Annotated in this window: 16 protein-coding genes; 10 read left to right on the top strand and 6 right to left on the bottom strand. The window is 66.8% G+C overall.

Annotated features, from left to right (window positions below):
* Window positions 1-143: 143 nt before the first annotated feature.
* The 3 genes from ASD94_RS21570 to ASD94_RS21560 are packed head-to-tail and all read left to right on the top strand — an operon-like array spanning window position 144 to window position 4136.
* Entirely contained in the window at window positions 144-2036 is a 1893-nt protein-coding gene (locus tag ASD94_RS21570; protein ID WP_056647589.1) for an amidohydrolase, read from the top strand.
* Window positions 2037-2038: 2 nt separating this feature from the next.
* Window positions 2039-2449 (top strand): DoxX family protein, encoded by a 411-nt coding sequence (locus ASD94_RS21565; protein ID WP_056647691.1) that lies wholly within the window; start codon window positions 2039-2041, stop codon window positions 2447-2449.
* Entirely contained in the window at window positions 2439-4136 is a 1698-nt protein-coding gene (locus ASD94_RS21560) for an MFS transporter (RefSeq protein WP_056647587.1), read from the top strand. The genes ASD94_RS21565 and ASD94_RS21560 overlap by 11 nt, the downstream gene beginning before the upstream one ends.
* A 95-nt stretch (window positions 4137-4231) precedes the next feature.
* Here the strand turns inward: ASD94_RS21560 and ASD94_RS21555 are convergent, their stop codons facing one another.
* Entirely contained in the window at window positions 4232-6340 is a 2109-nt protein-coding gene (locus ASD94_RS21555) for a molybdopterin-dependent oxidoreductase (protein ID WP_056647583.1), read from the bottom strand.
* A 137-nt stretch (window positions 6341-6477) separates the two neighbouring features.
* Here ASD94_RS21555 and ASD94_RS21550 point away from each other — a divergent pair, with 137 nt between their 5' ends.
* Window positions 6478-7626, top strand: coding sequence for an ABC transporter substrate-binding protein (locus tag ASD94_RS21550; protein WP_056647581.1), 1149 nt, complete (start codon window positions 6478-6480; stop codon window positions 7624-7626).
* Window positions 7627-8113: 487 nt separating this feature from the next.
* The gene (locus ASD94_RS21545) at window positions 8114-14686 is read left to right on the top strand and encodes a DUF11 domain-containing protein (protein ID WP_156391494.1); all 6573 of its coding nucleotides are present in this window, start codon (window positions 8114-8116) and stop codon (window positions 14684-14686) included.
* A gap of 76 nt (window positions 14687-14762) precedes the next feature.
* Here ASD94_RS21545 and argE read toward each other — a convergent pair whose 3' ends face one another.
* The gene (gene argE, locus ASD94_RS21540) at window positions 14763-15920 is read right to left on the bottom strand and encodes an acetylornithine deacetylase (RefSeq protein WP_056647574.1); all 1158 of its coding nucleotides are present in this window, start codon (window positions 15918-15920) and stop codon (window positions 14763-14765) included.
* Between the two features lie 76 nt (window positions 15921-15996).
* On the opposite strand from argE, the gene ASD94_RS21535 reads away from it, so the two are divergent.
* The 4 genes from ASD94_RS21535 to ASD94_RS21520 all read left to right on the top strand — a co-directional run bounded on the left by ASD94_RS21535 (window position 15997) and on the right by ASD94_RS21520 (window position 21450).
* The gene (locus ASD94_RS21535; RefSeq protein ID WP_056647572.1) at window positions 15997-17208 is read left to right on the top strand and encodes a M20 aminoacylase family protein; all 1212 of its coding nucleotides are present in this window, start codon (window positions 15997-15999) and stop codon (window positions 17206-17208) included.
* An 89-nt stretch (window positions 17209-17297) separates the two neighbouring features.
* Entirely contained in the window at window positions 17298-18395 is a 1098-nt protein-coding gene (locus ASD94_RS21530; RefSeq protein WP_056647569.1) for a M14 family metallopeptidase, read from the top strand.
* A 201-nt stretch (window positions 18396-18596) separates the two neighbouring features.
* Entirely contained in the window at window positions 18597-19622 is a 1026-nt protein-coding gene (locus tag ASD94_RS21525) for a LuxR C-terminal-related transcriptional regulator (RefSeq protein WP_056647567.1), read from the top strand.
* Window positions 19623-19809: 187 nt separating this feature from the next.
* Entirely contained in the window at window positions 19810-21450 is a 1641-nt protein-coding gene (locus ASD94_RS21520; protein WP_235510726.1) for a tannase/feruloyl esterase family alpha/beta hydrolase, read from the top strand.
* A gap of 63 nt (window positions 21451-21513) precedes the next feature.
* Here the strand turns inward: ASD94_RS21520 and ASD94_RS21515 are convergent, their stop codons facing one another.
* The 4 genes from ASD94_RS21515 to ASD94_RS21500 all read right to left on the bottom strand — a co-directional run bounded on the left by ASD94_RS21515 (window position 21514) and on the right by ASD94_RS21500 (window position 25401).
* Window positions 21514-22680, bottom strand: a complete 1167-nt coding sequence (locus ASD94_RS21515) for a mandelate racemase/muconate lactonizing enzyme family protein (protein WP_056647565.1) — start codon at window positions 22678-22680, stop codon at window positions 21514-21516.
* 52 nt (window positions 22681-22732) lie between these two features.
* Window positions 22733-23431 (bottom strand): SDR family NAD(P)-dependent oxidoreductase, encoded by a 699-nt coding sequence (locus tag ASD94_RS21510; protein ID WP_056647562.1) that lies wholly within the window; start codon window positions 23429-23431, stop codon window positions 22733-22735.
* Window positions 23421-24383, bottom strand: a complete 963-nt coding sequence (locus ASD94_RS21505; protein ID WP_056647557.1) for a tripartite tricarboxylate transporter substrate binding protein — start codon at window positions 24381-24383, stop codon at window positions 23421-23423. The genes ASD94_RS21510 and ASD94_RS21505 overlap by 11 nt, the downstream gene beginning before the upstream one ends.
* A gap of 79 nt (window positions 24384-24462) precedes the next feature.
* Window positions 24463-25401, bottom strand: coding sequence for a dihydrodipicolinate synthase family protein (locus tag ASD94_RS21500; RefSeq protein WP_056647556.1), 939 nt, complete (start codon window positions 25399-25401; stop codon window positions 24463-24465).
* Window positions 25402-25520: 119 nt separating this feature from the next.
* Between ASD94_RS21500 and ASD94_RS21495 the strand changes: the two genes are divergently transcribed.
* On the top strand, window positions 25521-26468 hold the full coding sequence (locus ASD94_RS21495; protein ID WP_056647551.1) for a LysR family transcriptional regulator: 948 nt from the start codon (window positions 25521-25523) through the stop codon (window positions 26466-26468).
* Window positions 26469-26496: the final 28 nt, after the last annotated feature.

Raw genomic sequence — 26496 nt, 5'->3', positions numbered from 1 at the left:
ACTGCGCGGGCCGATCTCGCACCTGCGGTCCTCGCCGTACGCAAGTACGGCTGCGGTCCTCGGTGCGACCTCGGCCCGCTCGCTACGAAATCTGGTGCACTCTTTGCGCTCTGCCATTGCTGAAATTTCGAAGTCCGAACACCATGAATACGCCCGCCCAAACCCCTGACCTCATCCTGCGCAACGGCCGCTTCACTACGCTAGACCGCGCCAACCCCACGGCCAGTGCGGTCGCCATTGCGCAAGGGCGCTTCACGCAGGTTGGTGACGACCGCGAGGTGATGGCGCTGGCCGGTGCGGGCACGCGGGTCATCGACCTGGGCGGGCGCAGCGTGCTGCCGGGGCTCATCGACAACCACCTGCACATCATCCGCGGCGGGCTCAACTTCAACATGGAGCTGCGCTGGGACGGCGTGAAGAGCCTGGCCGACGCCATGGCCATGCTCAAGCGTCAGGTGGCCGTGACGCCCGCGCCGCAGTGGGTGCGCGTGGTGGGCGGCTTTACCGAACACCAATTCGTGGAAAGGCGCCTGCCCTCGCTGGCCGAGCTGAACGCCGTGGCGCCCGATACGCCCGTGTTCATCCTGCACCTGTACGACCGCGCGCTGCTCAACGGAGCCGCCCTTCGCGCCGTGGGCTACGGCAAGGACACGCCCGCACCACCCGGTGGCGAGATCGTGCGCGACAGCGCGGGCAATCCCACGGGCCTGCTGCTGGCCAAGCCCAACGCGGCCATCCTGTATGCCACGCTGGCCAAGGGTCCCAGGCTGCCGCACGACTACCAGGTCAACTCCACGCGCCACTTCATGCGCGAACTCAACCGCCTGGGCGTGACGGGCGCCATCGACGCGGGCGGCGGCATGCAGAACTACCCGGACGACTACGACGTCATCCAGGAGCTGGCCGATGCCGACCAGCTCACCATTCGCCTGGCCTACAACCTGTTCACGCAAAAGCCGAAGCAGGAGAAGGAAGACTTCCTGAACTGGACGGCCACCTCGCAGTACAAGCAGGGCACGGACTACTTCCGACACAACGGCGCGGGCGAGATGCTGGTGTTCTCTGCCGCTGACTTCGAGGACTTCCGCCAACCCCAGCCCGAGCTGGCGCCTGGCATGGAGGGCGAGCTGGAAGAGGTGGTGCGTATCCTGGCCCAGAACCGCTGGCCCTGGCGCATGCACGCCACCTACGACGAGACCATCGAGCGCGCGCTCAACGTGTTCGAGAAGGTCAACCAGGACACACCGCTGGCCGGCCTGAACTGGTTCTTCGACCATGCCGAGACCATTTCGGAAAAGTCCATCGATCGCATCGCGGCCCTGGGCGGCGGCGTGGCCGTGCAGCACCGCATGGCCTACCAGGGCGAGTACTTCGTGGAGCGCTACGGCGCCGCGGCGGCCGAGGCCACGCCCCCGGTCAAGCGCATGCTGGAGAAGGGCGTCAACGTGTCCGCTGGCACCGACGCCACCCGCGTGGCCAGCTACAACCCCTGGGTGTCGCTGTCCTGGCTCGTCACCGGCAAGACGGTGGGCGGCCTGCAGCTCACGCCGCAGCGCAACTGCCTGACCCGCGACCAGGCCCTGCGCATGTGGACCGAGAACGTTACCTGGTTCAGCAACGAGCAGGGCAAGAAGGGCCGCATCGAAGCGGGCCAGCTGGCCGACCTCGTCGTGCCCGACCGCGACTTCTTTGCTTGCCCCGAATCCGACATCGCCGACACCACCGCCCTGCTCACCGTGGTGGGCGGCAAGGTGGTCTATGGCGCGGGCGATTTCGCGCGCTTCGACGACGCCGCCCCGCCGCCCGCCATGCCCGACTGGTCGCCTGTGCGCACCTTCGGCGGCTATGGCGCCTGGGGCGCGCAGGAAGGCGCGCCGCTGCAATCGGTCCTGCGCAATGCTGCCGCGAACTGCGGTTGCGCCAGCAACTGCAACCTGCACGGCCATGCCCACGCCACGGCCTGGAGCAGCAAGCTGCCGGTGTCCGACCTCAAGGGCTTCTGGGGCGCCCTGGGCTGTGCCTGCTGGGCGGTGTGACCGTGCAGCACGCATTGCAATCGGCCGCCACCGCGCCCTGGGTGCAGACGCTGGCGCTGCTGTGCCTGTGCGCTGCCTACCTGCAGGGCGGCATCGGCAAGGCCCGTGACTTTGCCGGGGCCGTGGCCGAGGTGCGCTCGCTCGGCTTGGCACCCGCCGCGCCCATCGCCGCCGCCACGCTGGTGCTGCAGCTCTCGGCCTCGGCGCTCATCCTGTCGGGCTGGTACCGCTGGCTCGGGGCGCTGGCCCTGGCGGGCTTCACCGTGCTCGCCGCCTTGCTGGCGGACCGCTTCTGGGCTGCGCCGCCACCCGAGCGGCAGCGCAGCGCCAACGCATTCTTTGAACATTGGGGCCTGGTGGGCGGCATGCTGCTCGTCGCCTGGCACGACCTCGGAGGCCACCATGCCGCATGATCACCACGATCACCACGATCACCACAACCACTCCGAACCCGCGCCGGCAGCACCTGCGGCTGCGGCGTCCGGCAGCTTCGCACCCCTGGCCATCCCTGTCTTTGCGGTGCTCTGGGCCGCCACGGTGCTGGGCAACATCGGCAGCTTCATGCGCGACGTGGCCAGCGCCTGGATGGTGACCGAGCTTTCATCCAGCCCCACGGCTGTTGCGCTGATCCAGACGGCGGCCACGCTGCCGGTCTTCCTGCTCGCCATTCCCGCAGGTGTGCTGTCGGACATCCTGGACCGCCGCGGCTTCCTCATCGGCGTGCAGGTGCTCCTGGCGGCCGTCAGCGGCACGCTGCTGGTGCTGGCGCAGACCCACACGCTGACCGTGGAGTGGCTCGTGGCGCTGACCTTCGTGGGCGGCATCGGCGCCGCGCTCATGGGGCCCACCTGGCAATCCATCGTGCCCGAGCTGGTGCCGCGCAGCGAGCTCAAGAGCGCCGTGGCGCTCAACTCGCTGGGCATCAACATTGCGCGCGCCATCGGCCCTGCGGCCGGCGGCCTGCTGCTGGCCAGCTTCGGCGCGGCCATGGCCTACGGCCTGGACGTGCTGAGCTATGTGTTCGTGATCGCCGCGCTGCTGTGGTGGAAGCGCCCGAAGGCCGAGGCGTCGGGCCTGAATGAGCAGTTCTTCGGCGCCTTCCGCGCCGGCGTGCGCTATGCCCGCGCCAGCCGCGAGCTGCATGTGGTGCTGCTGCGCGCGGCCGTGTTCTTCCTGTTCGCCAGCTCCGTCTGGGCGCTGCTGCCACTGGTGGCGCGCCGCATGCTGGGCGGCACGGCCGGCTTCTACGGCGTGATGCTGGGCGCCGTGGGCGCGGGCGCCATCCTGGGCGCCGTGCTGCTGCCCCGCTTGCGCCAGCGGCTGGACACCGACGGCCTGGTGCTGCTGGCCTCGCTGCTCACCGCAGCCGTGATGGGCGTGCTGACCGTGGCCCCGCCCCAGTGGGCCGCCGTGGCGCTGATGCTGGTGCTGGGCCTGGGCTGGATCATCGCGCTGACCACGCTCAACGGCGTGGCCCAGGCCGTGCTGCCCAACTGGGTGCGCGGGCGGGGCCTGGCCATCTACCTCATGGTCTTCAACGGCGCGATGGCCGCCGGCAGCCTGGGCTGGGGCCTCATCGCGGGGCAGGCCGGGCCGCCGGTCACGCTGCTGGCCGGCGCGGCCGGGCTGGTCGTGGCGTCGCTCATCTTTCACCGCGTGAAGCTGCCCACCGGCGAAGCCGACCTGCAGCCATCGAACCACTGGCCCGAGCCCCTGCTGGCCGAGCCCGTCGCGCACGACCGGGGTCCGGTGATGGTGCAGATCGAATACCGCATCGCCAAGCCCGACCTGCCCGCCTTCCTGCTGGCGATGCAACACCTGTCCCAAGAACGCCGCCGCGACGGCGCCTACGCCTGGGGCGTGGCCGAACACACGGTAGAGCCGGGCCGGGTCATCGAATGGTTCCTGGTCGAGTCCTGGGCGGAGCACCTGCGCCAGCACCACCGCGTGTCCAAGGCCGATGCCGACCTGCAAGCGGAGGCGCTGCGCTTCCATGTCGGGCCGGAGCGGCCAGTGGTGCACCACTTTCTGGCGCTGACGCCAGGGGGCGTGGGTGCAGAGGGCGCAGCCCCGTCAACGAACGCTTTGCACGCACACTGAGGGGGGATTTTTAGTAAAACCAGCCTGTAGTGCTAGTGGAGTATGCGCTGAATGCTATTAAATTGATATCAAACCGGTTGCACAGATGAACGCGATCAGGCAGATGCCAGTGTTTGCGTTTCCTCCGCGCTGGCCTCTACCTCCACCAGGCAGTCATAAAACGTTGGCGCACGGCCCAGGTCGGTCAGCGCCTGGCTGGTCACCTCGTTCACGTTGGTACCGTTCAGCCCCAGCTTGCGCCACCAGATGCCCAGGCCGTTGACCACACCGGGCCGCGCGCGGCGCGAGACGGTGGCGTGGCACAAGTAGCTGCCCCGGTCGTTGAACACACGCACCACGGCGTCGTTGGCGATGCCACGCGCCTCGGCGTCATCGGGGTGGATCTCCAGCAGCGGGCGGCCTTCAAGGGTGCGCAGGCTCTGCACGTTCACGAAGGTGGAGTTCAAAAAGTTGCGCGCGGGCGGCGAGATCATCGCCAGCGGGTAGCGCGCGTTGGTGCCCTGCAGCTCGTAGTTGGGCAGGTGGTCGGGCAAGCCGTCCAGGCCCTGCGCGGCCAGGCGGGCGCTGTAGAACTCGCACTTGCCGGAGGGCGATGGGAAATTGCCTTCGGCAAACGGCGCATCGGGCAGCGCCAGCGTGGCAAACCCCTGGCTTTCGAGCAGTGCGTAGTCCACCGCGTCGCCAAAGGCTTGGCGGCACAGGGTCTCGTCGCTGTCGGCAAAACACGGTTCGGTGAAGCCCATGCGCGCTGCCAGGTCGCGAAAAATCTGCGCATTGCTGCGCGCCTGGCCCTGCGGCGCGATGGCAGGGCGGTTGAGCAGCACGTCGGTGTGGCCGTAGCTCAGGTGGATGTCCCAGTGCTCCAGCTGCGTGGTCGCGGGCAGGATGTAGTCGGCGTAGTCGGCCGTATCGGTGCGGAAGTGTTCCAGCACCACGGTGAACAAGTCCTCGCGCGCAAAGCCCTGCACCACCTTGCCCGAGTCAGGCGCCACCGCCACGGGGTTGCTGTTGTAGACCACGATGGCCTCGACCTTGGGGCCGAACTGGACGGACGTGTCGCGCAGCAGGTCGTCGCCAATGGTGGACATGTTGATGGTGCGCGGCGTCTTGGCGGGCATCAGATCGGGCCGCTGCAGCACGCCGCGTTGCGCCGGGAACTGGCCCGAACTGGACAGCAGCACGCCGCCCGCGCGGTGGCGCCAGGCGCCCGTGAGTGCTGGCAGGCAGGCCACGGCGCGCACGGCATTGCCGCCGCCGCGCACGCGCTGCATGCCGTAGTTCAGGCGGATGGCGGCGGGCTTGGTGGTGCCGTAGTCCTTGGCCAGCTGGCGGATCTGCTCCACCGGAATGCCGCACGCCTCGGCCGCGCGCTCGGGCGGCCACTGCAGTGCGCGCTCGCGCAACGGGTCCCAGCCCAGCGTGTGGCGGGCGATGTAGTCGTGGTCCAGCCAGTCATTCACGATCAGCTCGTGCATCAGCGCCAGTGCCAGCGCGGCGTCAGTGCCGGGGCGCAGGGCTATGTGCTCGTGGCACTTGTCAGCCGTCTCGCTCTTGCGGGGGTCGATGCACACCAGCTTGGCGCCATTGCGCTTGGCCTGCTGGGCATAGCGCCAGAAGTGCAGGTTGCTGCCGATGGAGTTGCTGCCCCAGATGAGGATGAGCTGCGACTCGGCAAAGAACTCCACCTTCATCCCCACCTTGCCGCCGAGGGTCTGGACCAACGCCTCGGCACCGGCGGATGCGCAGATGGTGCGGTCGAGCTGCGAGGCGCCCAGCTTGTGGAAGAAGCGGCGGTCCATGCTCTCGCCCTGCACCATGCCCATGGTGCCCGCGTAGCTGTAGGGCAGAACGGCCTCGGGCGCGCGCGCGGCGATGGACTGCAGGCGCTGGGCGATGTCGGTCAGGGCTTCGTCCCAGGTCACGGGCGCGAATTGGCCGCTGCTGCCCGGGCCTTTGGGCCCTGTGCGCTTGAGCGGTGTGAGCACGCGCTCGGGGTGGTAGCTGCGTTCGGTGTACTTGCTCACCTTGGCGCACAGCACGCCGTCGGTATGGCGGTGGTCGGGGTTGCCCTGCACACGGGTGGCGACGCCGTGCTCGTCCACGGTGGTCAGCAGGGCGCAGGTGTCGGGGCAGTCGTGGGGGCAGGCGCCGCGCACCTGAATCAGGGCCGATGGAGGGGATTTAGCGTCAGAAGGCGTGGGCATTCGGGGGCTGGATCGTTAAACTGGCTGTCAGGGTTGGAACGGGCGTGCATATATGACCCCTGTTTCCACGGGGCTGCCTACCGGCAGCGCGGAGGGGGATGCCCCTTCTTTCTTCTTACAAGAGCAGAGATTTCACCATGAACCAGACAGTATTGGGCCGCCGGCAGTTTTCAGTGGGTGTGGGGGCCGTGGCGCTGGGCGGGTTTGGTCTGGCGCGTGCGCAGGGCGATGGCCGGATCGTGCTGGGACAGTCGGCCGCCTTCACCGGCCCGGCGGCCCAGCTGGGTGTGCAGTTCAACCAGGGCGCCAAGCTCTTTTTTGACCAGCTCAATGCCCAGGGCGGCGTGGGCAAGCGCATGGTAGAGATCCACACCATGGACGACGGCTACGAGCCCGACCGCTGCGCCGAGAACACCCGCAAACTGATTGCCGACGAGGTGTTTGCCCTGTTTGGCTACATCGGCACCCCCACCAGCCTGGCCGCGCTGCCGCTGTTCACCAAGGAGAAGGTGCCGTTCTTTGGCCCCTTCACTGGCGCAGAGGCGCTGCGCCAGCCGTTCAACCGGCTGATCTTTCACGTGCGTGCGTCCTACTACGACGAAACCGCACTCATCGTGCGCCAACTCACCAATCTGGGGCTCAAGAAAATCGCGGTGTTCTATCAGAACGACGCCTACGGCAAGGCCGGCCTTGACGGCGTGACGCGTGCACTGGCCGAGCTGAAGCTGACCCCTGTGGCCACTGCCACGGTCGAGCGCAATTCCAGCGACGTGAAAGCGGCCGTGGACAAGCTGGTGCCGGCCAAGCCCGATGCGGTGGTGCAGATTGCTGCCTACTCCGGCAGCGCCGCTTTTGTGCGCGCGGCGCGCAAGGCGGGCTTTGGCGGCACGTTCTACAACGTGTCTTTTGTGGGCACCCAGGCGCTGGCCGACGAGCTGGGCAAGGACGGCGCAGGCGTGGTGGTGTCGCAAGTGGTGCCCTCGCCCTACCAACCCTCGCGCCAGATCACGCGCGAGTTTCTGGAGGCCATCAAGAAGGGCGGCGACAAGGTCCAACCCAACTACTCCAGCATGGAGGGCTACCTGGCCGCCCGCGTCTTCACCGAGGGCCTGCGCCAGGCCCAGGCCAGCGGCAAGATCACGCGCGAGAGCTTCATCGCCGGCACGGAGTCCATCGGCAACCAGGTGATCTCGGGCTTTCCGGTGTCGTTCAGCCCCACCAGCCATGCGGCATCGAAGTTTGTCGAGATGTCGATGCTGACCGGCGACGGCCGCGTGAGGACCTGAGCTGCCCCCGAGTTCCCTCCACAGGCCGGGAGGCTGTGTTCACGGAGGTGGCTGTTTCTCTGCGGCTTGGAGAATTGCATGTGACAAAGTGTTGCAAATTTTCCAATTTGTGCCAAAAGCAAGTAACAGTTCTGGTGTAGCAGCAACGACTCCGGGAATAATTTGCTCTTCCGGGGCGGGTTGTTCATCGTCCGGAGGGGGTTAGCTACGGTCCGAGACAGGGCAGGGGGCGGGCCTGCAGTGCACGGACGTTTACGCTATGGCTCACTTTCTCAAGCCCATCCTCAAAGGGATGGCATCGGTTGCTCTCGTCATTGCTGGTTCTTCAGTTACCGGCGAGCCGTTTCCCCCCACGCTGTCCAACTGAGCGGCGCATTTCCCTCCCGTAGCTTGGCCCGCGGAGCCCGCGAATCCCTTGCAGTGCGGCCAGCAGTGTGGCGAGTGGCTCCCCTACACACGCTTTCAGAGCGGCGTTGCCGACCCCCGCGTGCAGGACCCCTCCAACGGGGGCACCGCGCCACAGAACTACGTCAACATCTCCTCGTCCTGCGTCGACAAGTCCTACCCCAGCGTGTATTACTCGCTGCGCCAGGGGGCAGCGACCGACGGCACCCAGGACGTCATCATGTTCCGCTGGCGGGTGGAGCAGATTGCCAACACCTACGCGACGGGACCGAGTGCTGGGGCGTATGGAGCTTCTGATCCCTGGAGTTCCGCGCTCTGGAGCGTGATGTTCGATGTGGATGGCGACGGCTACCTGGACCTGGCCGCGCACCTGGACGGGTCCTCGGGCTCGCCCTCTGCCTCCATTGACCGCATTGCCGGCATCTGGAGCCGCCGGCCCACCCAGTCGCTGGACTATGTGGGCGATCCTACGAATGTGCGGTTGCTGGCGCATAACCCCACCGCGTTCGTGGACCCCGGCACGAGCCGGTTGCTCAATTTCGGCAACCGCATCGCGGGCGTGCCGCAGCCCACGTGGCCCAACGGCAGCGCCGAGACCACGTGGGACTACGGCCCCACCCGCGCCAAACGCGTTTCGTCCAGCCCCTGCAACGAGTTCTTCATCGACTACCAGATCCCCGTTCAGATGCTGGACGCGAGCGCGCAAGGGGGGCCGAAGATCACGCGCAGCACGCCCATCTCAATGGTGTTCTGCACGGCCAACAGCCTGAACAACCCCTTCCAGAAAGACTGCGCCATCAATGCGCGCTGGACGGGCGAGGCCGCCACACCGGCGCCGTTTGGCGACTATGTGTCGTTCAATCAGTCCGAACCCTACGCGCAGCCGATTGTTTCAAAGGTGGTGGCCACGCCGCCCAACACTTGCCCGGGCAGCTACACGCTGACTGCGACGGTGCAGGACACGCTGGCCGTGGTGAATGGCGCGGTCGTCCCTTCTGTGCAAGCGGTGCGGTTTTATTACTACCATGACGCGAACGGAAACGGCCTGGCCGACGATGGCGGCAGCTGGACCTTTGCTGCAGATGGCAGCCTGCGCGCCGGCATCTTCAACACTTGGACCGGCCAATGGAGCGGCGCAGGCCTGCCCAAGGGCAGTTACTTGATTGGTGTGCAGGCGCTGGACGACAACACCAAGGTCGATTTGGGCGTCACGCCTTCGGGTGTGAACAACCGCACCTTCTCGTACGTTGCAGGCGATGCGCAGAACCGCATCCAGGTGGGCGGCACCAGCTACGCCACCGTGCCTGCCCATGACCCCGCCATTGGCTCCGTGCCCTCTGAGAACTGGTGGGGCAACCCCTCGGTCACGGGCAGCCAGGTGGCGCTTGTGGGCCTGGCGCTGAACGATTGCGGCGTGGCTCCCACGATCAGCAAGGCTGTGAGCCAATCCAACATCGCCACCGGAGGCGCGACTACCTTCACGGTCACGGTGACTAACAGCACTGGTTCGCCCATCACCCTGAGCCGCATCGACGACCCCTTGCCCAGTGGCTTTCTGTACCAGTCCACGGCCACGTTCACCAACGGTGGGACGACGGTGACGGGCTATGCCGCGCCGTCGGTCAATGCCACGGGCACGGTGTCTTGGGTTCCGGCGGCCCCGCTCACGGTGGCGCCTAACACGGCCGTGGTCTTGAGCTTCGTGGCCCAGGCCGGGGCGGTGGCGGGCAACTACAACAACACGGCCAGCGCCGCCACCAGTTACGGTAGCCTGACCAGCAACCCGGTGGCCTTGCAAGTGGATGCCGCCCGCCTGTCCATTACCAAGACGCCCAGCCAGTACAGCATCAACCCCGACGGCAGCACCCAGCTGACCTACACGCTGCGCTATTCCAACGATTCGGCCGTCACGGTGACAGGTGCCACGTTGAGCGACCCACTGCCCGCCGGGGTGACCTATGTGGGTTGCAGCGGAGGCACGGCTTGCAGCAACGTGGGCGGCACGGTGGGCTGGACGCTGGGGGCGTTGCCAGGTGGGGCTTCCGGCACGGCAACCGTTGCGGTGATGGTCAACACCAGCTATGCCAGCAGCGCGCTGCTCAACAACGCCACGGTGGCAGCCACCGCACCAGATGGCTCCACAGTTTCGGCCAGCGGTTCGGCCACGGTGGCGGTCAACGTGCCGACTCCTGCGTTCACCCTTAGCAAGACGGCCAACAATGTGCGCGTTGCGCCGGGCGGCTCCATCGTCTGGACGCTGAGCTATCGCAACTACGGGACCGGCCAAGCCACGGGCGTGGTGATCAGCGACACGCTTCCGGCGGGCACCACCTTCACGTCCTGTACCGGTGGCTGCGCCCAATCTGGCGGCGTTGTGACGTGGAATCTTGGCACGGTGGCTGCAGGTGCCACGGCCTCGGTCACGCTGACCACGGGAGTGGCTTCGGCGACCCCGTTCACCTTCCCCAACCCCTTGTCTAACACCGCCCGGCTGACTTGGACGGGCAACGCCACCGGCGTGACGGCCACGGCGGACGTGGGGGTGACGGGGGCCTCGTGCAGCGCGGTGTACTACTTCCATGGGCCCACGACCAGCCGCACGGCTACCTTGATTTCACCCGCCGCAGGCGATGTCGCCATCAACGAACAGCCGGGAACCACCACCTTGGTGTTTCCGGGCGTGGCCCCCGCCGGCGGCATCAATGCCGCCGGGAAGACGCTCACCATCAGCTTCTATATGACGTCCAGTAACGGCAACGCGACTTTCCAGGTCACGCTGTTCAACGTGACGCGCAACCAGACCATTGCCAGCAGTAGCGCCCAAGGGGTCAGCAACAGCCAGGGCGCAGCAATACTGCAGAACTTCACCACTACGGTGGGGGCGGGGGTCACTATCAACGCGGGCGACCAGCTGGAGTGGCGGTTCACGCTGGGCGGATCGGGACAGTCGCCGACCTTTTGGTACAACAGCACGACCTACAACTCGCGTTCGTCCTTCTGTGATCCGGCCGCCCCCGCCAACCTCACGCTGACCAAGACAGTGAACCAGGCCCAGGTGAACAGCGTGCCGGCCAATTTGCAGTACACCCTGACGTTCAGCAACACGGGCGGTGCCGATGCCGCCAGCGTGACGCTGCAGGACACGTTGCCCGCCAATGTGGCCATGACGAGCGCCACCCTGAACGGCAATGCAGTGAACCTGGGGGCGACGCCCTATGCCAACCCCTACACATTCGCCGTGAACTCGACCGGTGGCGGAGCAGGCGTGGTGCGAGCCGGCGAATCCGGCACCTTGGTCATCCAGACCACGGCGAATGCCTCGGCCAGTGGCACGCTGACCAACAACGCCTCGCTGGCAGTGGCGGGTACGCCCGTGACTACGGCCTCCGTGGCCACCACGGTGGGCAGTCTCGCGGGAGGGGGGGCGCCGGCGCTCACCATCAGCAAGTCGGCCGACCGCAATACGCTGTCGGCTGGCGGCGCCGTGGTGTACACGCTCACGGTGGTCAACACTGGCCAGGCCAGTGCCTCCAGTGTGGTGGTGCGCGACGTTCTGCCGGTGCAGGGATATTTCAGCTATGGCGCGTGCGGCGCATCCGCAGGCTCTTGCGCGCAGGCCTCAGGCACGCTGACTTGGACCATTGGCACGCTCGCCAGCGGCGCCTCCGCCACCGCCACTGTGACGATGAATGCCTCGGCGTCGAGCGTGCCTGTGGGCGTGACCCTGCTGGACAACACGGCGACCGTGGCAGATTCCAGCTTCTGCACGGGGGGCTCGCCCCCGGCCAGTTGCACCAGCAACACGGTGACCGTGGCCCTCAGCGGCAACCCGAACCTGACGCTGTCCAAGGCCGCCACCCCGCTCACGGCCCAACCGGGCGACACCGTGACCTACACACTGACCGTGGGCAACACGGGCTCGTCGCCTGCCACCGCAGTGGTCGTGAGCGACCCCATTCCATCGGGCGTGCGTTACGCCGGCAGCTACAGCGCCAGCGTGGGCACGGGCAGCTTTGATGCCCTCAACAACCGCATGGTGTTCCAGGTGGGCACCTTGGCCTCGGGCGCCACGGCGGCGCTTAGCTTCCAGACCACGGTGCAGGCGCTGGCTGCGGGCAGCACGCCCATCGTGAACACGGCCAGCGCCTCAGCTCAGAACGCACCTGCACGCACAGCATCCGCTACCGTAACGGCATCGGCCCAGCCACAGCTCACGTTGAGCAAGCAGGCGCCCGCCCAAGTCGGCTACCCTGCAGCCACGCTCACCCAGTCAGCCTCCAACACCACGCAGCTGCGGGTGAACGACAGCAGCCAGATTGCGCTCGACCAGTACGTGGCTGTGGGCGGCTCGGTGGCGCGCGTGGTCGCGCTGTCGCCCACTACGCTCACCCTGGCGTCGCCCGTGACGGCGGCCACGGGCAGCTTGGTCCAGGCAGCCATCACCTATACGCTGACTTACCAGAACACCGGCACCGCCACGGCCGCTGGCGTGACGTTGACCGACACCTTGCCGGCTGGCATGGCGTGGGTTGCGTCCGAGCCGAGCGCCTCTGTCACAGGCAACACGGTGAGCTGGAGTCTGGGCAGTCTGGAGCCCCAGGCAGGGGGCTCCGTGCGTCTGGTGGCTCTGCCATCAGCAGCAGGCACGTACCTCAATCAAGCCAGCGTCCAGTGCGGCACCTGCGGGCCGGCGGTGCAGGCGAGTGCGTCCACCTCGGTGGGCGGGCTGGTGGTTGCCAAACGCACCAACACACCTACCGTGGCAGCGGGCGGGCTGGCGGACTATGTGATTGAGGTGCGCAACACCGCCAGCACGGCCATCGCCAACGTGTCCGTGACGGACGTGCTGCCGTCCGGCTTCCAGTATGAATCGACCACGGAAGTGAGCAACAACGGCGCGCCCGTCATGCCGGGCTCGGCGCCTGCACCGGGGAGCACGGAATTGGCCTGGGGAACGTTCACCGTGCAGCCTGGTCAGGTGATTGCCGTTCGATTTGCGGCCCGGGTGTCGGCCAATGCGGGCACCGCCACCTACCAGAATGACGCCGGGGCCACGCCGCAGAACCGCACGGTGGCGTACGATTTTCTGGCCTCCACCACGGAAGACGTGGTGGTGCTGGGCGCAGACGCAGGCCTGATCTCGGGCGTGGTGTTCCACGATACCGACAACAGCGGCAGCTATGACGCAGCGCAGGACTTGCCCTTGTCCGGCGTGTCCGTGCAGTTCTTTGACGCCGGCAACACCCTGGTCTATGAAGAAGTCACGGACGCGGGGGGACGCTACGCACGCGTGGTACCGCTGGGTACTTGGTCGGTGCGAGCAGTCACCACCGGCATCCCCGCAGGGCTTACGCTGGGATCAGGCTTCAACAACCCGGCATCGGTCCATGTTGCGTCAGCGCAGAGCGTGCAAACCGACATGGGCTTCGTCAACCCGACTGCCTTGCCCGACCTCTCCATCGCCAAGTCGCACTCCGGCAACTTCGCCCAAGGGCAGGTGGGGGCACAGTACCAACTGGTTGTGACCAACAGGGGCACCGGACCCTCGAGCGGTACCGTCACGGTGACGGACACTCTGCCGGCAGGCCTCACGGCCACGAATATCGGCGGCGCCGGATGGTCTTCTTGCACGTTGGCGACCTTGGCCTGCACGCGCAGCGATCCTCTGGCGGCTGGCGCGTCATACCCTGCGATCACCCTCACGGTGAACGTGGCCGCCAATGCCGCGCCGCTGATCACCAATCAGGCTGCGGTCAGTGGCGGTGGCGAGACAAACACCAGCAACAACACCGCCACCGATGCCACTACCGTCACTTCCACGGTCCTGGCGCCGGACCTGACGCTGGCTAAAACCCATGCGGGCAATTTCAGCCAGGGCCAGGTGGGCGCGGTTTACACGCTGACAGTTCGCAACACCGGCGCAGGCCCCACATCAGGTACCGTGACCGTCGTGGATACGCTGCCTTCTGGTCTCACCGCCACGGCCCTCGGAGGGAGTGGTTGGAGCTGTGTGCTCCCCGCCTTGAGCTGCACGCGCAGCGACACGCTTGCTGCCGGGGCCTCCTGGCCGGCTATCACGGTGACGGTCGCAGTGAGCGTCAATGCTGCCGCGTCGTTAACGAACACGGCCACTGTGTCGGGAGGCGGAGACTCCACACCGGGCAACAACACCGCCAGCGACGTAACCACGATTGCCGCCTGCAATTGCACGCTCACGGGGCATGTGTTCCAGGATCTGAACCGCAACGGCGTCAAGGACGCGGGCGAACCGCCTTTTGCGAACGTGCAGATCACGTTGCAACAAGTGACGCAAGGCACGTCCTCCGCGCTGCAATTGCGCAGTGCAATGCAGGTCAAGGCGGGCACCTGGGCAGCGGTCACCGACATCAATGGGAACTTCAGTGTTCAGCTTCCGGGTGTAACCACGGTGCAGCTGTTTGTGACGCCGCCCACAGGCTATGCCGAAACCACAGGCACCAGCGGACAGACAGTGACGGTGGGCCAGGTGCTGGCCGCGGCGTTGCCCGTGGGCCTTGTGCCTGCCGCTCCGACCTCCGCAACTGCCATTCCGATGTGGAGCCCCTGGATGTGGGCTTTGATGTCGCTGTTGTTGGGCGGCCTCGGGTGGCGCGCCCAGCGCGGTCGCCAGCGTTGAATCGCGGCGCCTTGCGGGGCGCCTCACGTATTGGCGGATGAGCGTCGTGCGAAAAGGGCCTGCAGTCCGGCGCCGCTCAGCCGAATGCGTTGGTGGCAGCCAGCCCCTGCATGAACGCCTCGCAGCGCGCGAGCTGTTCCAAGCTCACGTACTCGTCGGGCTGGTGGGCCTGCTGGATGCTGCCGGGGCCGCACACCACGGTGGAGATGCCCGCGTTCTTGAACAGGCCTGCCTCGGTGCCAAAGGCCACCAGCGTGGTGCCTTTTTCGCCCGACAGTTCCTGCGCCAGGCGCGTCACTGGGTCGTCCTTGCTGCCCAGAAAGCTCGGAATCTCGCAGATGGTCTCGAACTCGAAGCCTGCTGCGGGCGCCACCTTCTTCATCGCAGGCTCCAGCGATTTGGCGTAGGCGACCACCTCGGACTGCATCTGCGCGGCGTTGGCCGTGGGCAGGTCGCGGAACTCGTAGCGGAACTCGGCGTCGCGCGGCACCACGTTGTCGGCAATGCCACCGTGGAACTGGCCCACGCTGCTGGTGGAGAACGGCACGTCAAAGCCCTCGAAACGGGGCTCGTTCTTTTCAAAGTCTTCCGCCATGTCGCGCACCCGGCCCACCACGCGGGCGGCCATCTCGATGGCGTTGACCGAATGCGGGGTGAGGGATGAATGCGCCTCCTTGCCGCGCACGCAGCACTTGTAGCGGTACACGCCCTTGTGCGCGATGGCGGGGACCATGCTGGTGGGCTCGCCCACGATGCAGGCCAGGGGCTTGATGTTCGCGTCGCGCAGGTCGGCGATGAGTTCCTTCACGCCAAAACAGCCAATCTCTTCCTCGTAGCTAAACGCGTAGTGGAGGGCGAATGGCGCGTCGCTGTTCAAAAACTGCTCGGCCTGCGACACGGCTACGCCGATGAAGGCCTTCATGTCGGCACTGCCGCGCCCGTACAGATTGCCGTCCTTGACCAGTGCGCTCAGCGGGTCCATGGTCCAGTCCTGCCCGTCCCACGGCACCGTGTCGGTGTGGCCCGAGAGGATGATGCCCGCGGGCTTGCCCTCGCCCAGTGTGGCGAACAGGTTGGCCTTGGTCTTGTCCTCGTTGAAGGTCAGGCGGCTTTTCACGCCCAGTTTGGCCAGGTGGTCGCGGATGAAGTGGATCAGCTCCAGATTGGAGTTGTGGCTGACGGTGTTCATGCGCACCAGGGTTTGCGCAAGTTCGAGGGCGTGGGCAGAAATCATGGGCGGCTAGCGAATAACCCGGGTTGGCACGTGTGTTGCTCCCGGGCTAGACTGTGAGATCGTAAGGACACATATCATGAACGTTATTGACTCCATCGTCACCCAGGCGGCCAGTATTGCAGCGGTGCGCCGGGACATTCACGCCCACCCCGAGCTGTGCTTCGAAGAAGTGCGCACCGCCGACATGGTGGCGCAAAAGCTCACCGAGTGGGGCATTCCCATCCACAGGGGCCTGGGCAAGACGGGCGTGGTGGGCATCGTCAAGGGGCGCGATGGGGGCGCCAACGGCCGCGCGATTGGCCTGCGCGCCGACATGGACGCCCTGCCCATGCAGGAGTTCAACACCTTTGCTCACGCCAGCAAGCACCAGGGCAAGATGCACGCCTGCGGCCACGACGGCCATGTGGCCATGCTGCTGGCGGCCGCGCAGCACTTTGCCAAGCACCGCAACTTTGACGGCACCGTGTACCTGATCTTCCAGCCAGCCGAAGAGGGCGGCGGTGGTGCCCGCGTGATGATCGAGGACGGCCTGTTCGAGCAGTTCCCCATGGAGGCCGTGTACGGCATGCACAACTGGCCCGGCATGCCTGTGGGCACCTTTGCGGTGAGCCCCGGCCCGGTGATGGCATCGACCAGCGAATTCAAGATCACCATCCGTGGCAAGGGCGGCCATGCGGCGCTGCCGCACACCGGCATTGACCCGGTACCGATCGCTTGTGGCATGGTGCAGACCTTCCAGACCATCATCAGCCGCAACAAGAAGCCGGTGGACGCGGGCGTGATCTCGGTCACCATGATCCACGCGGGCGAGGCCACCAACGTGGTGCCCGACAGCGTCGAGCTGCAGGGCACGGTGCGCACCTTCACCACCGAGGTCACGGACCTCATCGAAAAGCGCATGCGCCAGATCGCCGAGAACCACTGCGCTGCGCACGATGCCACCTGCGAGTTCGAGTTCGTGCGCAACTACCCGCCCACCGTCAACTCCCCCGCCGAGGCCGAATTTGCCCGCAAGGTCATGACCGGCATCGTGGGTGAAGAGCGGGTGGTGGTCCAGGAGCCCACCATGGGTGCCGAAGACTTTGCCTACATGCTGCAGGCCAAGCCCGGTGCGTACTGCTTCATCGCCAACGGCGACGGCGCCCACCGCGAGATGGGCCACGGCGGCGGCCCCTGCATGCTGCACAACCCGAGCTACGACTTCAACGACGACCTGATTCCGCTGGGCGCGACCTACTGGGTCAAGCTGGCCGAGGAGTGGCTGGCCCAGCCCGCCAAAGCGGCCTGAGGCGGCGCTACCCCAACCACCCGGGCGCGCGCAGCGCGCGTGCCCGGGTTTTCTTTTTGTCTTCCCACTGACTCCTGAAAGCCCTGCCCATGACCGGAATCGTTGAAGCCTTCTCGCCCAGCTATGCCCAGGCGCGCACCAAGTTTCTGGAGGCCGCCGCAGCCGCCGGCCTGCCCATCGAATCGCACGCCCACCCGCTCAAGGGCCGCGACGGCGAAGACCTGGCCATGGACGTGGTGCGCGACGGTCCGGCCGATGCGAAGAAGCTGCTCATCGTGAGCAGCGCCTGCCACGGCGTCGAGGGCTACTGCGGCAGCGGCGTGCAGGTGTTTGCGCTGCACGACGCCGAATGGCGCGCCAAGGCGCGCGATGCCGGTGTGGCCACGCTCTACATCCATGCGCTCAACCCGTATGGCTTCTCGCACGTGCGCCGCTTCACGCACGAGAACGTGGACCTGAACCGCAACTTCCAGGACTTCAGCAAGCCCCTGCCGGTGAATACTGCCTACCGCGAGGTGCAGCCCCTGCTTCTGCCTGAGCAATGGCCTCCTGGCCCCGAGAACCTGGCCGCCGTGCAGCAGTACATCGCCACCAAGGGCGAGGCCGCATGGCAGGCCGCCATCTCGCAGGGCCAGCACGAGTTTCCGCAGGGTGTGTTCTTTGGCGGCACCGAGCCCACCTGGAGCAACCGCACGCTGCGCCAGGTGCTGCGCCAGCACGGTGCCGCAGCTTCCAAGATTGCCTGGATTGACCTGCACACCGGCCTGGGCCCCAGCGGCCATGGCGAGCGCATTTATGCCGGCAATGACGACGCCGTGGCCGTGGCCCGCGCACGCGCCTGGTGGGACGGCGGCGGCGCCACGCCGGTCACGTCGATCTACGACGGCTCGTCCACCTCGGCCTTTCTCACCGGCCTGATGTGGACCTCGATCTACGACGAGTGCCCCCATGCCGAGTACACCGGCATTGCCATGGAGTACGGCACGGTGCCCGTGCTCGACGTGATGAACGCCATTCGTGCCGAGCAATGGCTCAACCTGCACCCTGAGACCCCCGCTGACAAGGCCGCGCAGATCAAGGCGCAAATGCTGGCGGCCTTCTACACCGACACGGACGCGTGGAAGGGCCAGATCATCAGCCAGGCACGGCAGTCGATGTTCCAGGCAGTGAACGGGTTGGCAGCCTGATTTTGTGCCCCAGCAACCCCAGGCGCTAGTGCCATATGTCTGAGTTGCTATCAATATAGTAGCTTTCGTGCCGAGTCGGTGCGGGTGATCCGGGTTTACGGGGGGTGGGGTTGCCACCGTGTGGCGGCTACCATCGCCCCAAAAACCAGGAGACACCATGGCCTCTGACCCTGTGCGCGATGCGGGGCGACGCGCATGCCGATGAGCCCGCCTTCTGCCCGGCAGGCGAGGCTGGCACAGCAACCCTTCGTTCCGCCGACCGACCCGCTGCGCGCGCTGAGCCGCAGCCTGTTCAGGCTCTCAGAGCAAACCCAGCAGGTGGCCCCACAGGATTTGTTGCACCAGGCCATGCAGACCTTGCAAGGCCTGGTGCCTTTTGATTCTGCCTGGTGGGGCGAAGTCTCGGCGGGCGATGTGCAGGTGGCGCCCCGCAACTGGCTGCACGGCAGCATTGGCCTGAGCCGCAGCTTTGCCGAGGAGTGGAATGCGCTGGCGGCCGTCGATGAGTTTGGGTTGCAGTCCATGCGCCAGCTCGGGGTGGTGATCCGCGAGCGCGATGTGATCGGCGAGGCTCCAGAGCACCCGCAGGTGCTGGCCTTCAGCCAGCGCCACGGCCTGTACCACTGTATGGCCCTCACGGCCGAGCTGCCGCACAGCGGACTGATGTTTTTTGTCTCCATCTACCGCCCGCCAACCCGGCCAGAGTTTTCGGACGGCGAGACCGTGCTGTTCGGCGAATTCGTCCTGCATCTGTTGCAGCAGTGGCACCACCGGCTGCAACGCCTGCAGAGCGACACCCCCGGCCGCCCGTGGGACAGCTTTGCCCTGGCCCGTCCGTCGGGCGAGCTGCTGTTTGCCGGGCTGCGCATCAGCCGGGCGCTGGGGGAGGCCAGCCCCGGCTGGAACGGCACCCACCTGCCTCCGGCGGTGGCACAGGCGCTGGCGGGCGCGCCCTGCACCCTGTCGGTGGGCAAGGCCTGCCGCCTGCGGCTGGAGCCCTGCGGGCCGCTGGTGGCGGTGAGCCTGGCCTCGCGCCAGCACAAGCAGGCGCTGGCACCGCGCGAGCTGAGCGCCGCCATGCTGTACGCCCAGGGCAGCTCGCACAAAGACATTGCGGCCACGCTGGGCCTCACCCCCGCGACGGTGCGCACCTACCTGCGTACAGCCTACGCCGCGCTGGGCGTGAGCAACAAGCTGGAGCTGGTGGCCGCACTGCGCCACCAGTAACTAGCGGTTGCGGGGTGCTGCACGCAGGCCTCTGGGGCTCGGTAGTTTCCCGCTCCCTCTGCATTTGCAGAGGCTGCAACCGCACCGCCTTTTCCTATCGTCCGCACCGGAGTCCAGACACCGGTGCGCGCTGCATCGCCACCCGGCCCGGGCTCCTGAAAAACCACTCACAACAGGAGACCTTTGCATGTTCCCAAACCCCCACCCATTTGCCGTGGCGAGACAAAGCCACCTCCACGCCCTGAAACGCGCAGGGCGATGGGCCGCTGGCTGCACCCTGGGTGCTGTGGCAGCCCTCACGCTGACGGCCTGCGGCGGCGGTAGCGACGCCAACCCTCCGCTGGCCAGCAAGCCGCTGGCCGAGGCCTGCGCCGCCTACACCTCGGCCACCTTGCCCCACGGCGCCAAAATCACCCGCACCGAGCTGCGCAAGGCCGACGCCACGCTGCCCGAGGCCTGCATCGTGCGCGGGCAGATCTTTTCCTCGCCCGAGTCCACCATCAACTGGGCGGTGGAGCTGCCCACGCTGGCGCAGTGGAACGGCAAGACGCTGACCATTGGCGGTGGCGGCTTTGACGGTTTCATCCCCACCGACGACCCGTGGTACCAGCAACTGGTAGGCCCGTCGGCCAACCCGTTCGTGAAGATCAGCTCCGACTCCGGCCACCAGGTGCGCGGCTTTGCCTGGGGCCAAAGCGACGTGGCATTGCGCAACCACGCGTTCGACGCCAACCATTTCGTGCTGGAGGTGGGCACCGCGATCGCCACCGAGTTCTACGGCAAACGCCCCGTGCGGCGCTACCACATGGGGCACTCCAACGGTGGGCGCTCGGGGCTCATCTCCACGCAGAAGTACCCCAAGGACTATGACGGTGTGGTGGCCATGGAACCCGCCATCGCCCAGCAGGCGCACCAGGTCAACCTGGGCCCCACGGTGCTGCGCCACATCTTCAAAAGCCGCGACAACTGGATGAGCCCCGCCAAGATTGCGCTCTACGCCAAAGCCGAAACCGCGGCATGCGATGGCCTGGACGGCCTCAAGGACGGCATCATCGGCAACATCGAGGCTTGCCACTACGTGCCCACCGACCTGCTGTGCCAGGGCGCGGACAACGACAGCTGCCTCACGGCCGGCCAGATCGAGTCCATCCGCCTCATCTACAGCGACCACAAGACGCCCGTGACCCTGTCGCGCGGCGCAGTGGGCTACCCGCGCTATGGCCGGGGCGGTGCGTCCACCTCGGACTGGCAGTCGTACATGTTCGGCACCAGCTTTGACACGCCCGATTCGTTCAACCACATGGCCGTGACGGAAGCCGCGCGCCTGGTGGAGGGCAACCCCAACGCCAACATCCTGACCCACGATCCCACGCAGTACCAGGCCCAGTACAGCCGGCTGGCCGAGATGATCGACGGCACGGACCCGGACCTCTCCGCCTTTGCCGACAACGGCGGCAAGCTGCTGATCTGGTACGGTCTGGGCGACACCTGCGTGTCGCTGTACCGCACGGCGGAATACTTCGACACGGTGAAGCAGCGCCTGGGCGCCAGCAAGGTGCAGACCTTTGCACGCATGGTCACCTCGCCCTCCAACGGACATGACCTGGACGGCGTGGGCACTGAGCCGCGCTCTATCGACCTGCTCGCCGCCATGGATACCTGGGTGGAGAAGGGCACGGCACCTGACAAGCTGGTGGCCGCCAAGTTCGTGCCTGGCACCACCACGCCGGTGGCGCAGCGCCCGGTGTGCGAGTACCCCAAGTTCCCGCGCTACAACGGCATGGGCGATCCGGCCAAGGCCGAGAGCTTCAGCTGCTCTGCGACCTGAGCGCTGCGTTGGATGGAAAAAGGCACGCCCAGGGGCGTGCCTTTTTTTGCGTCCAGTCGTCCGTCAGGATGCCAGCGCGCGCATCTCGGCGATCAGGTCCGACTTGCCTTCAAAGCCGATGCCCGGCAGCGGCGGCAGCGTGACATAGCCGTTGTCCACCTTCACGCCATCGGGGAAGCCGCCGTAAGGCTGGAACAGGTCGGGGTAGCTCTCGTTGCCGCCCAGGCCCAGGCCGGCGGCAATCGCCAGCGACATCTGGTGGCCGCCGTGCGGGATGCAGCGGCTGGGGGACCAGCCGTACTCCTTGAGCATGTCGAGCGTGCGCAGGTACTCCACCAGGCCGTAGCTCAGTGCGCAGTCAAACTGCAAATAGTCGCGGTCCTTGTGCATGCCGCCGTGGCGAATCAGGTTGCGCGCGTCCTGCATCGAGAACAGGTTCTCGCCCGTGGCCATGGGGCCTTGGTAGACCTCGCCCAGCTTTGCCTGCAGCTCATAGTCCAGCGGGTCGCCGGCTTCTTCGTACCAGAACAGCGGGTACTGCGAAAGGGCCTTGCCGTACTCGATGGCGGTCTTCAGATCGAAGCGGCCATTGGCGTCCACCGCCAGTTGCTGGCCGGGGCCCAGGATCTTGAGCACGGACTCGATGCGCTCGCAGTCTTCGGCCAGCGTGGCGCCGCCGATCTTCATCTTGACCACCGAGTAGCCGCGCGCCAGGTAGCTCTCCATTTCCTTCTTGAGGCCGTCCAAGCCCTTGCCGGGGTAGTAGTAGCCGCCAGCGGCGTAGACGAACACGCGCGGGTTGGGCGTGCCGTTGCCGTAGCGTTCGGCCAACAATTGGTACAGCGGCTTGCCCGCGATCTTGGCCGTGGCATCCCACACGGCCATGTCAATGGTGCCCACGGCCACCGAGCGCTCGCCGTGGCCGCCCGGCTTCTCGTTGATCATCATGCGGGCCCAGACCTTGTGCGGGTCCAGGTTCTCGCCGGTTTCGTCGAGCAGGCTGCCGGGCTCGGCCTCCAGCACGCGCGGGATGAAGCGGTCACGCATCAGCGCGCCCTGGCCGTAACGGCCGTTGGAGTTGAATCCGTAGCCGATCACCGGCTTGCCGTCGCGGATCACGTCGGTGACCACGGCCACGAGGCTCAGCGTCATCTTCGAGAAGTCGATGTAGGCGTTGCGGATGTCCGACTTGATGGGGCGAGTCGATTCGAGGATGTTGACGATCTTCATGGTGGTCGCGTTCGTTGGCAAAGAGGAAAGAGGGCGGAATAAAGAGGACGGATCAGCGGGCGAGCGAGGAGCCGCCGCAGATCGCGATGTCCTGCCCCGTGATGGCGGCGGCAGGGACGGACAGAAGAAAGCCCACCAGCGCGGCGATCTCGGCCGGCTCGATCAGGCGGCCGATGGGCGGCAGGCGCGGTGCGCTGCCCTGGCGCGCGGGGTCGCTCAGCATGCCGGTGGCGGTGGCTGCGGGGGACACCACATTCACCGTCACGCCCTGGGCAGCCACCTCGGCCGCCCAACTGCGCGCCAGCGCGATCAGCGCGGCCTTGGTTGCGGCGTATTGCCCGCGCCCGGCCATGCCCTGGGCCACGCGGCTGCCGATGAACACCACGCGCCCCTGGCCACGCCGGGCCATGCCGGGCACGATGGCGTCGGCCAAGCGGGTGGCGGCGTCGACATGCAGCCGCCACATCAGCTCGCCGCCCGCATGGTCGAGCTGGCCCAGCGGACCGACGCGCAGCACACCCGCCGCGTGGACCAGTGCATCCACGTTGGGCAGGGCTGCGGCCACGTGGGCGATGTCGGCGCCGTCGGCAAGATTGACCGGCACGTGGATGAACGATGGATGGACGATGGATGGCTGGGCAACGTCCAGGCCGCTCACGCTCCAGCCGTTCGCGAGCAGCGATTCGGCAATGCTGCGGCCGATGCCGCTGCTGGCACCCGTGACGACCGCGTGGCGGGCATTACTCGACACGGATGTTCCCTTCGGTCACGATTTTTTGCGACCGCTCCATGTCGCTGCGCTGGAACTTGGCGAAGTCCTCCACGCTGCCCGGCGTGGTCAGCAGCCCTTGCTCCTTGAGCTTGGGTGTCATCTCGGCCAGGGCCTTGTTCACCTCGGAGTTCAGCCGCTGCGTGATGTCTGCGGGCAGCTTGGCCGGGCCCCACAGGCCGTACCAGCTGTAGAACTCATAGCCCGGAATCGTCTCGCCCACCGTGGGCACGTCGGGCAGGCTGGCCGCGCGCTGGGCGGAAGTGACAGCCACTACCCGCAGCATGCCGCTTTTGTGGTACTGCAGCGAGCCGAGGATGGGGTCAATGAAGCCGTCGATCTGCCCGCCGATCAGGTCCTGGAAGGCCGGCGCCGTGCCCTTGTACGGCACGATCAGGTAGTCGAGATTACCCGCGCGCTTGAGCAATTCGGTAGATAGGTGCCCGGCCGAGCCGATGGAGCCCACGGCGAAGGTCATCTTGCCGGGGTTGGCCTTGGCGTAGGCCATCAGCGACTTGATGTCGGTGACCGGCAGGTTCTTGTTGATGGCCACCGACAGCGGGGCCTTGGCCACCAGCGCCACGGGCGTGAAGTCCTTGACCACGCCATAGGGCACGGACTTCATTGTCATGGGCGCGGTGGTGAAGGTGGATGCGTTGAACAGCAGCGTGTAGCCGTCGGCCTGGGCCTTGGCCACCACATCGCCGCCGATCACACCATTACCGCCAGGCTTGTTCTCGACGATGAAGTTCTGGCCCATCTGCTCGCCCAGCTTTTGCGCGAGCTGGCGTCCCACGGTGTCGAGCGTGCCGCCCGGCGGAAAGGGGATGACCATCCGGATGGGCTTGGTGGGGTAAGCCTGCGCAAAGCTGCCGGCCGCCATGGCGAGGGTGAACGCACCCACGGCGGCGCGGAGGAAATGTTGGCGTTGCATGGGGTCTTGTCTCCTTGTCGGTTTTCTGATGTGCAGTCAGGCGCGGGGGACTCCAAATCCCCCCGCCTCGCCGAGGGGCTCAGCGCTTGAGCAAGCCGGCCTGCTTCACCGCAGCGCGCAGGGCTTCGACTTCCTTGGCATTCGGCGCCTCGGTCGGCGGGCGCACGGTGGCGTCGTCGATCACCCCCGCCAGGTACATGCCGCCCTTCATGCGGGCGTGTGCCTCGCCGGTGGGCTCGCCGCCGCCGTACACCGCGTCTTTCAGCGGCGTGATGACGGCCTGCACTTCCATAGCCTTTTTCAGATCGCCAGCCTTCACCGCATTCCACAAATCGATGATGAGCTGCGGGATGAAGGTGGCAAAGCCCACCAGCGCGCCGTCCACGCCCTGCACCATCGAGGCCAGCAGGTACTCGTCGTGGCAGGTCAGGATGGCCTTGGAGGCATCGGCCTCGCGGATCGCCTGGATGTCGCGGGCGTACTTGTTCATGTCGCGCTGGCCTACCTTGAAGGCCTGCAGGTAGGGCAGCTTCGCCAGGTCGGCCAGCAGCTGCGACGAGTACGAGGCACGCGTCCAGGCGGGGTAGACATGGCAGACCAAGTCGGCGTTGGGCGCAGCCTGGTGGATGGCCTCGAAGTACTGCAGTGCATGGCCAGGTGTGAAGCCAAAGCGCAGCCAGTGGTGCGGGGGCATCACGTCGAGCGCCACGGCGCCGGCTTCGACCGCTGCGCGGGCATGGTCGGCCGCGTCCTTCAGGCCTTCGCAGACGATGGACGAGATTACCGGGCAACGGCTCTTGAGCTCGTCGGCCACGATGCGGGTGACCTCGGCGCGCTCGGCTGGCGTCAGCGAGAAAACCTCGCCGGTGTGGCCGTTGGTCATGATGGCCACCACCCCCTCGTGGCCCGCCAGCCAGGACGCGAGCTTGCGCAGCGCGGGCTCGTCGATGCGGTGATCCGGGGTGAAGGGGCACGAGATGGCGGGGATGATCCCGCGATAATTCGAGATGGCAGGCATGCTTTCTTGTCTCCGTTGGGAAAAGCTGGTGAACAACGGGGTGGATCATTTCCCACCCGGTGCCAGCGGTCCAATACTCGAATCGCATACAACTATCTATCGATCCATCGCGGAGACACATGGGACCCGGCAACCGACCCCTCGACCTGGAATGGCTGGAGGATTTCCTCGCCCTGGCCGAGACGGGCAATTTCTCGCGCGCGGCGGAGGCCCGTGCCATTGCCCAGCCCGCCTTCAGCCGGCATATCCGCGCCCTGGAGGATTGGGTGGGCGTGGAGTTGTTCGACCGCAGTGCCCACCCTGCGGCGCTCACGGCGGCGGGCCAGCGCTTGTTGCCGCTGCTCGAAACCATCCTGGCGAATCTGGAGGCTGCCCGCATCAAGGCCCGCGCTGCGCATGACCTGGCCGCTGCCAGCCTGCGCTTTGCGGCCACGCATGTACTTTCGCTCACGTTCTTTCCGCGCTGGCTGGTGGGCATGGAGGCACGGCTGCGCCTAGGGCCCATCCAGACCATGTCGGACAGCTCCCAGGCCTGCGAAGACTTGATGCTGCAGCGCCGTGTGCAGTTTGTGCTGTGCCATGGCCATGAGGGGGTGCCGGGACGCCTGGACGAGGCGCAGTACCCCATGTGCCGCCTGGCGGACGACCGGTTGCTGCCCGTCAGTGCGCGCCAGCCGGGGGGGGCTGCAGGCCAGCCGCTGCACGCGCTGGGCCAGTCGGCCCCGGTGCCGGTTCTGGCCTACAGCGAGGCATCCGGTCTGGGCCGCATCATGCGGGCCCGTATGCGCGGGGTGTTTGCCGAAGGCGCTGACGGCCCGGTGGCGGTGGTGTTCACAGCGCACCACGCGGTGTTGCTCAAGACCCTGGCCCAGGAAGGGCGGGGCGTGGCCTGGCTGCCCGAAAGCCTGATTGCCGACGAGCTGCGCACCGGCACGCTGGTGGCCGCCGGGGGCGCCGACTGGAACGTGCCGGTGCAGATCCGCCTGTACCGCCAGCGCGCCGAGATGTCGCCGGTGGCGGAGTCGTTATGGGAACTGGCATTGGCACAGGTGGCGTCGCAGCCCTGAGCGCTTGCCGGTCCCCTGGGCGGCCGCC

The organism is Acidovorax sp. Root70 (genome assembly GCF_001428225.1).
Classification (GTDB): Bacteria; Pseudomonadota; Gammaproteobacteria; order Burkholderiales; family Burkholderiaceae_C; genus Acidovorax.
This window is presented reverse-complemented; position numbering and strand designations above follow the sequence as displayed.

Coding starts and splice junctions, on each gene's coding strand:
- ASD94_RS21570 (WP_056647589.1), top strand. CDS start 144: ATGAATACGCCCGCCCAAACCCCTGACCTCATCCTGCGCAACGGCCGC.
- ASD94_RS21560 (WP_056647587.1), top strand. CDS start 2,439: ATGCCGCATGATCACCACGATCACCACGATCACCACAACCACTCCGAA.
- ASD94_RS21555 (WP_056647583.1), bottom strand. CDS start 6,340: ATGCCCACGCCTTCTGACGCTAAATCCCCTCCATCGGCCCTGATTCAG.
- ASD94_RS21550 (WP_056647581.1), top strand. CDS start 6,478: ATGAACCAGACAGTATTGGGCCGCCGGCAGTTTTCAGTGGGTGTGGGG.
- argE (WP_056647574.1), bottom strand. CDS start 15,920: ATGATTTCTGCCCACGCCCTCGAACTTGCGCAAACCCTGGTGCGCATG.
- ASD94_RS21535 (WP_056647572.1), top strand. CDS start 15,997: ATGAACGTTATTGACTCCATCGTCACCCAGGCGGCCAGTATTGCAGCG.
- ASD94_RS21530 (WP_056647569.1), top strand. CDS start 17,298: ATGACCGGAATCGTTGAAGCCTTCTCGCCCAGCTATGCCCAGGCGCGC.
- ASD94_RS21525 (WP_056647567.1), top strand. CDS start 18,597: ATGAGCCCGCCTTCTGCCCGGCAGGCGAGGCTGGCACAGCAACCCTTC.
- ASD94_RS21520 (WP_235510726.1), top strand. CDS start 19,810: ATGTTCCCAAACCCCCACCCATTTGCCGTGGCGAGACAAAGCCACCTC.
- ASD94_RS21515 (WP_056647565.1), bottom strand. CDS start 22,680: ATGAAGATCGTCAACATCCTCGAATCGACTCGCCCCATCAAGTCGGAC.
- ASD94_RS21505 (WP_056647557.1), bottom strand. CDS start 24,383: ATGCAACGCCAACATTTCCTCCGCGCCGCCGTGGGTGCGTTCACCCTC.
- ASD94_RS21500 (WP_056647556.1), bottom strand. CDS start 25,401: ATGCCTGCCATCTCGAATTATCGCGGGATCATCCCCGCCATCTCGTGC.
- ASD94_RS21495 (WP_056647551.1), top strand. CDS start 25,521: ATGGGACCCGGCAACCGACCCCTCGACCTGGAATGGCTGGAGGATTTC.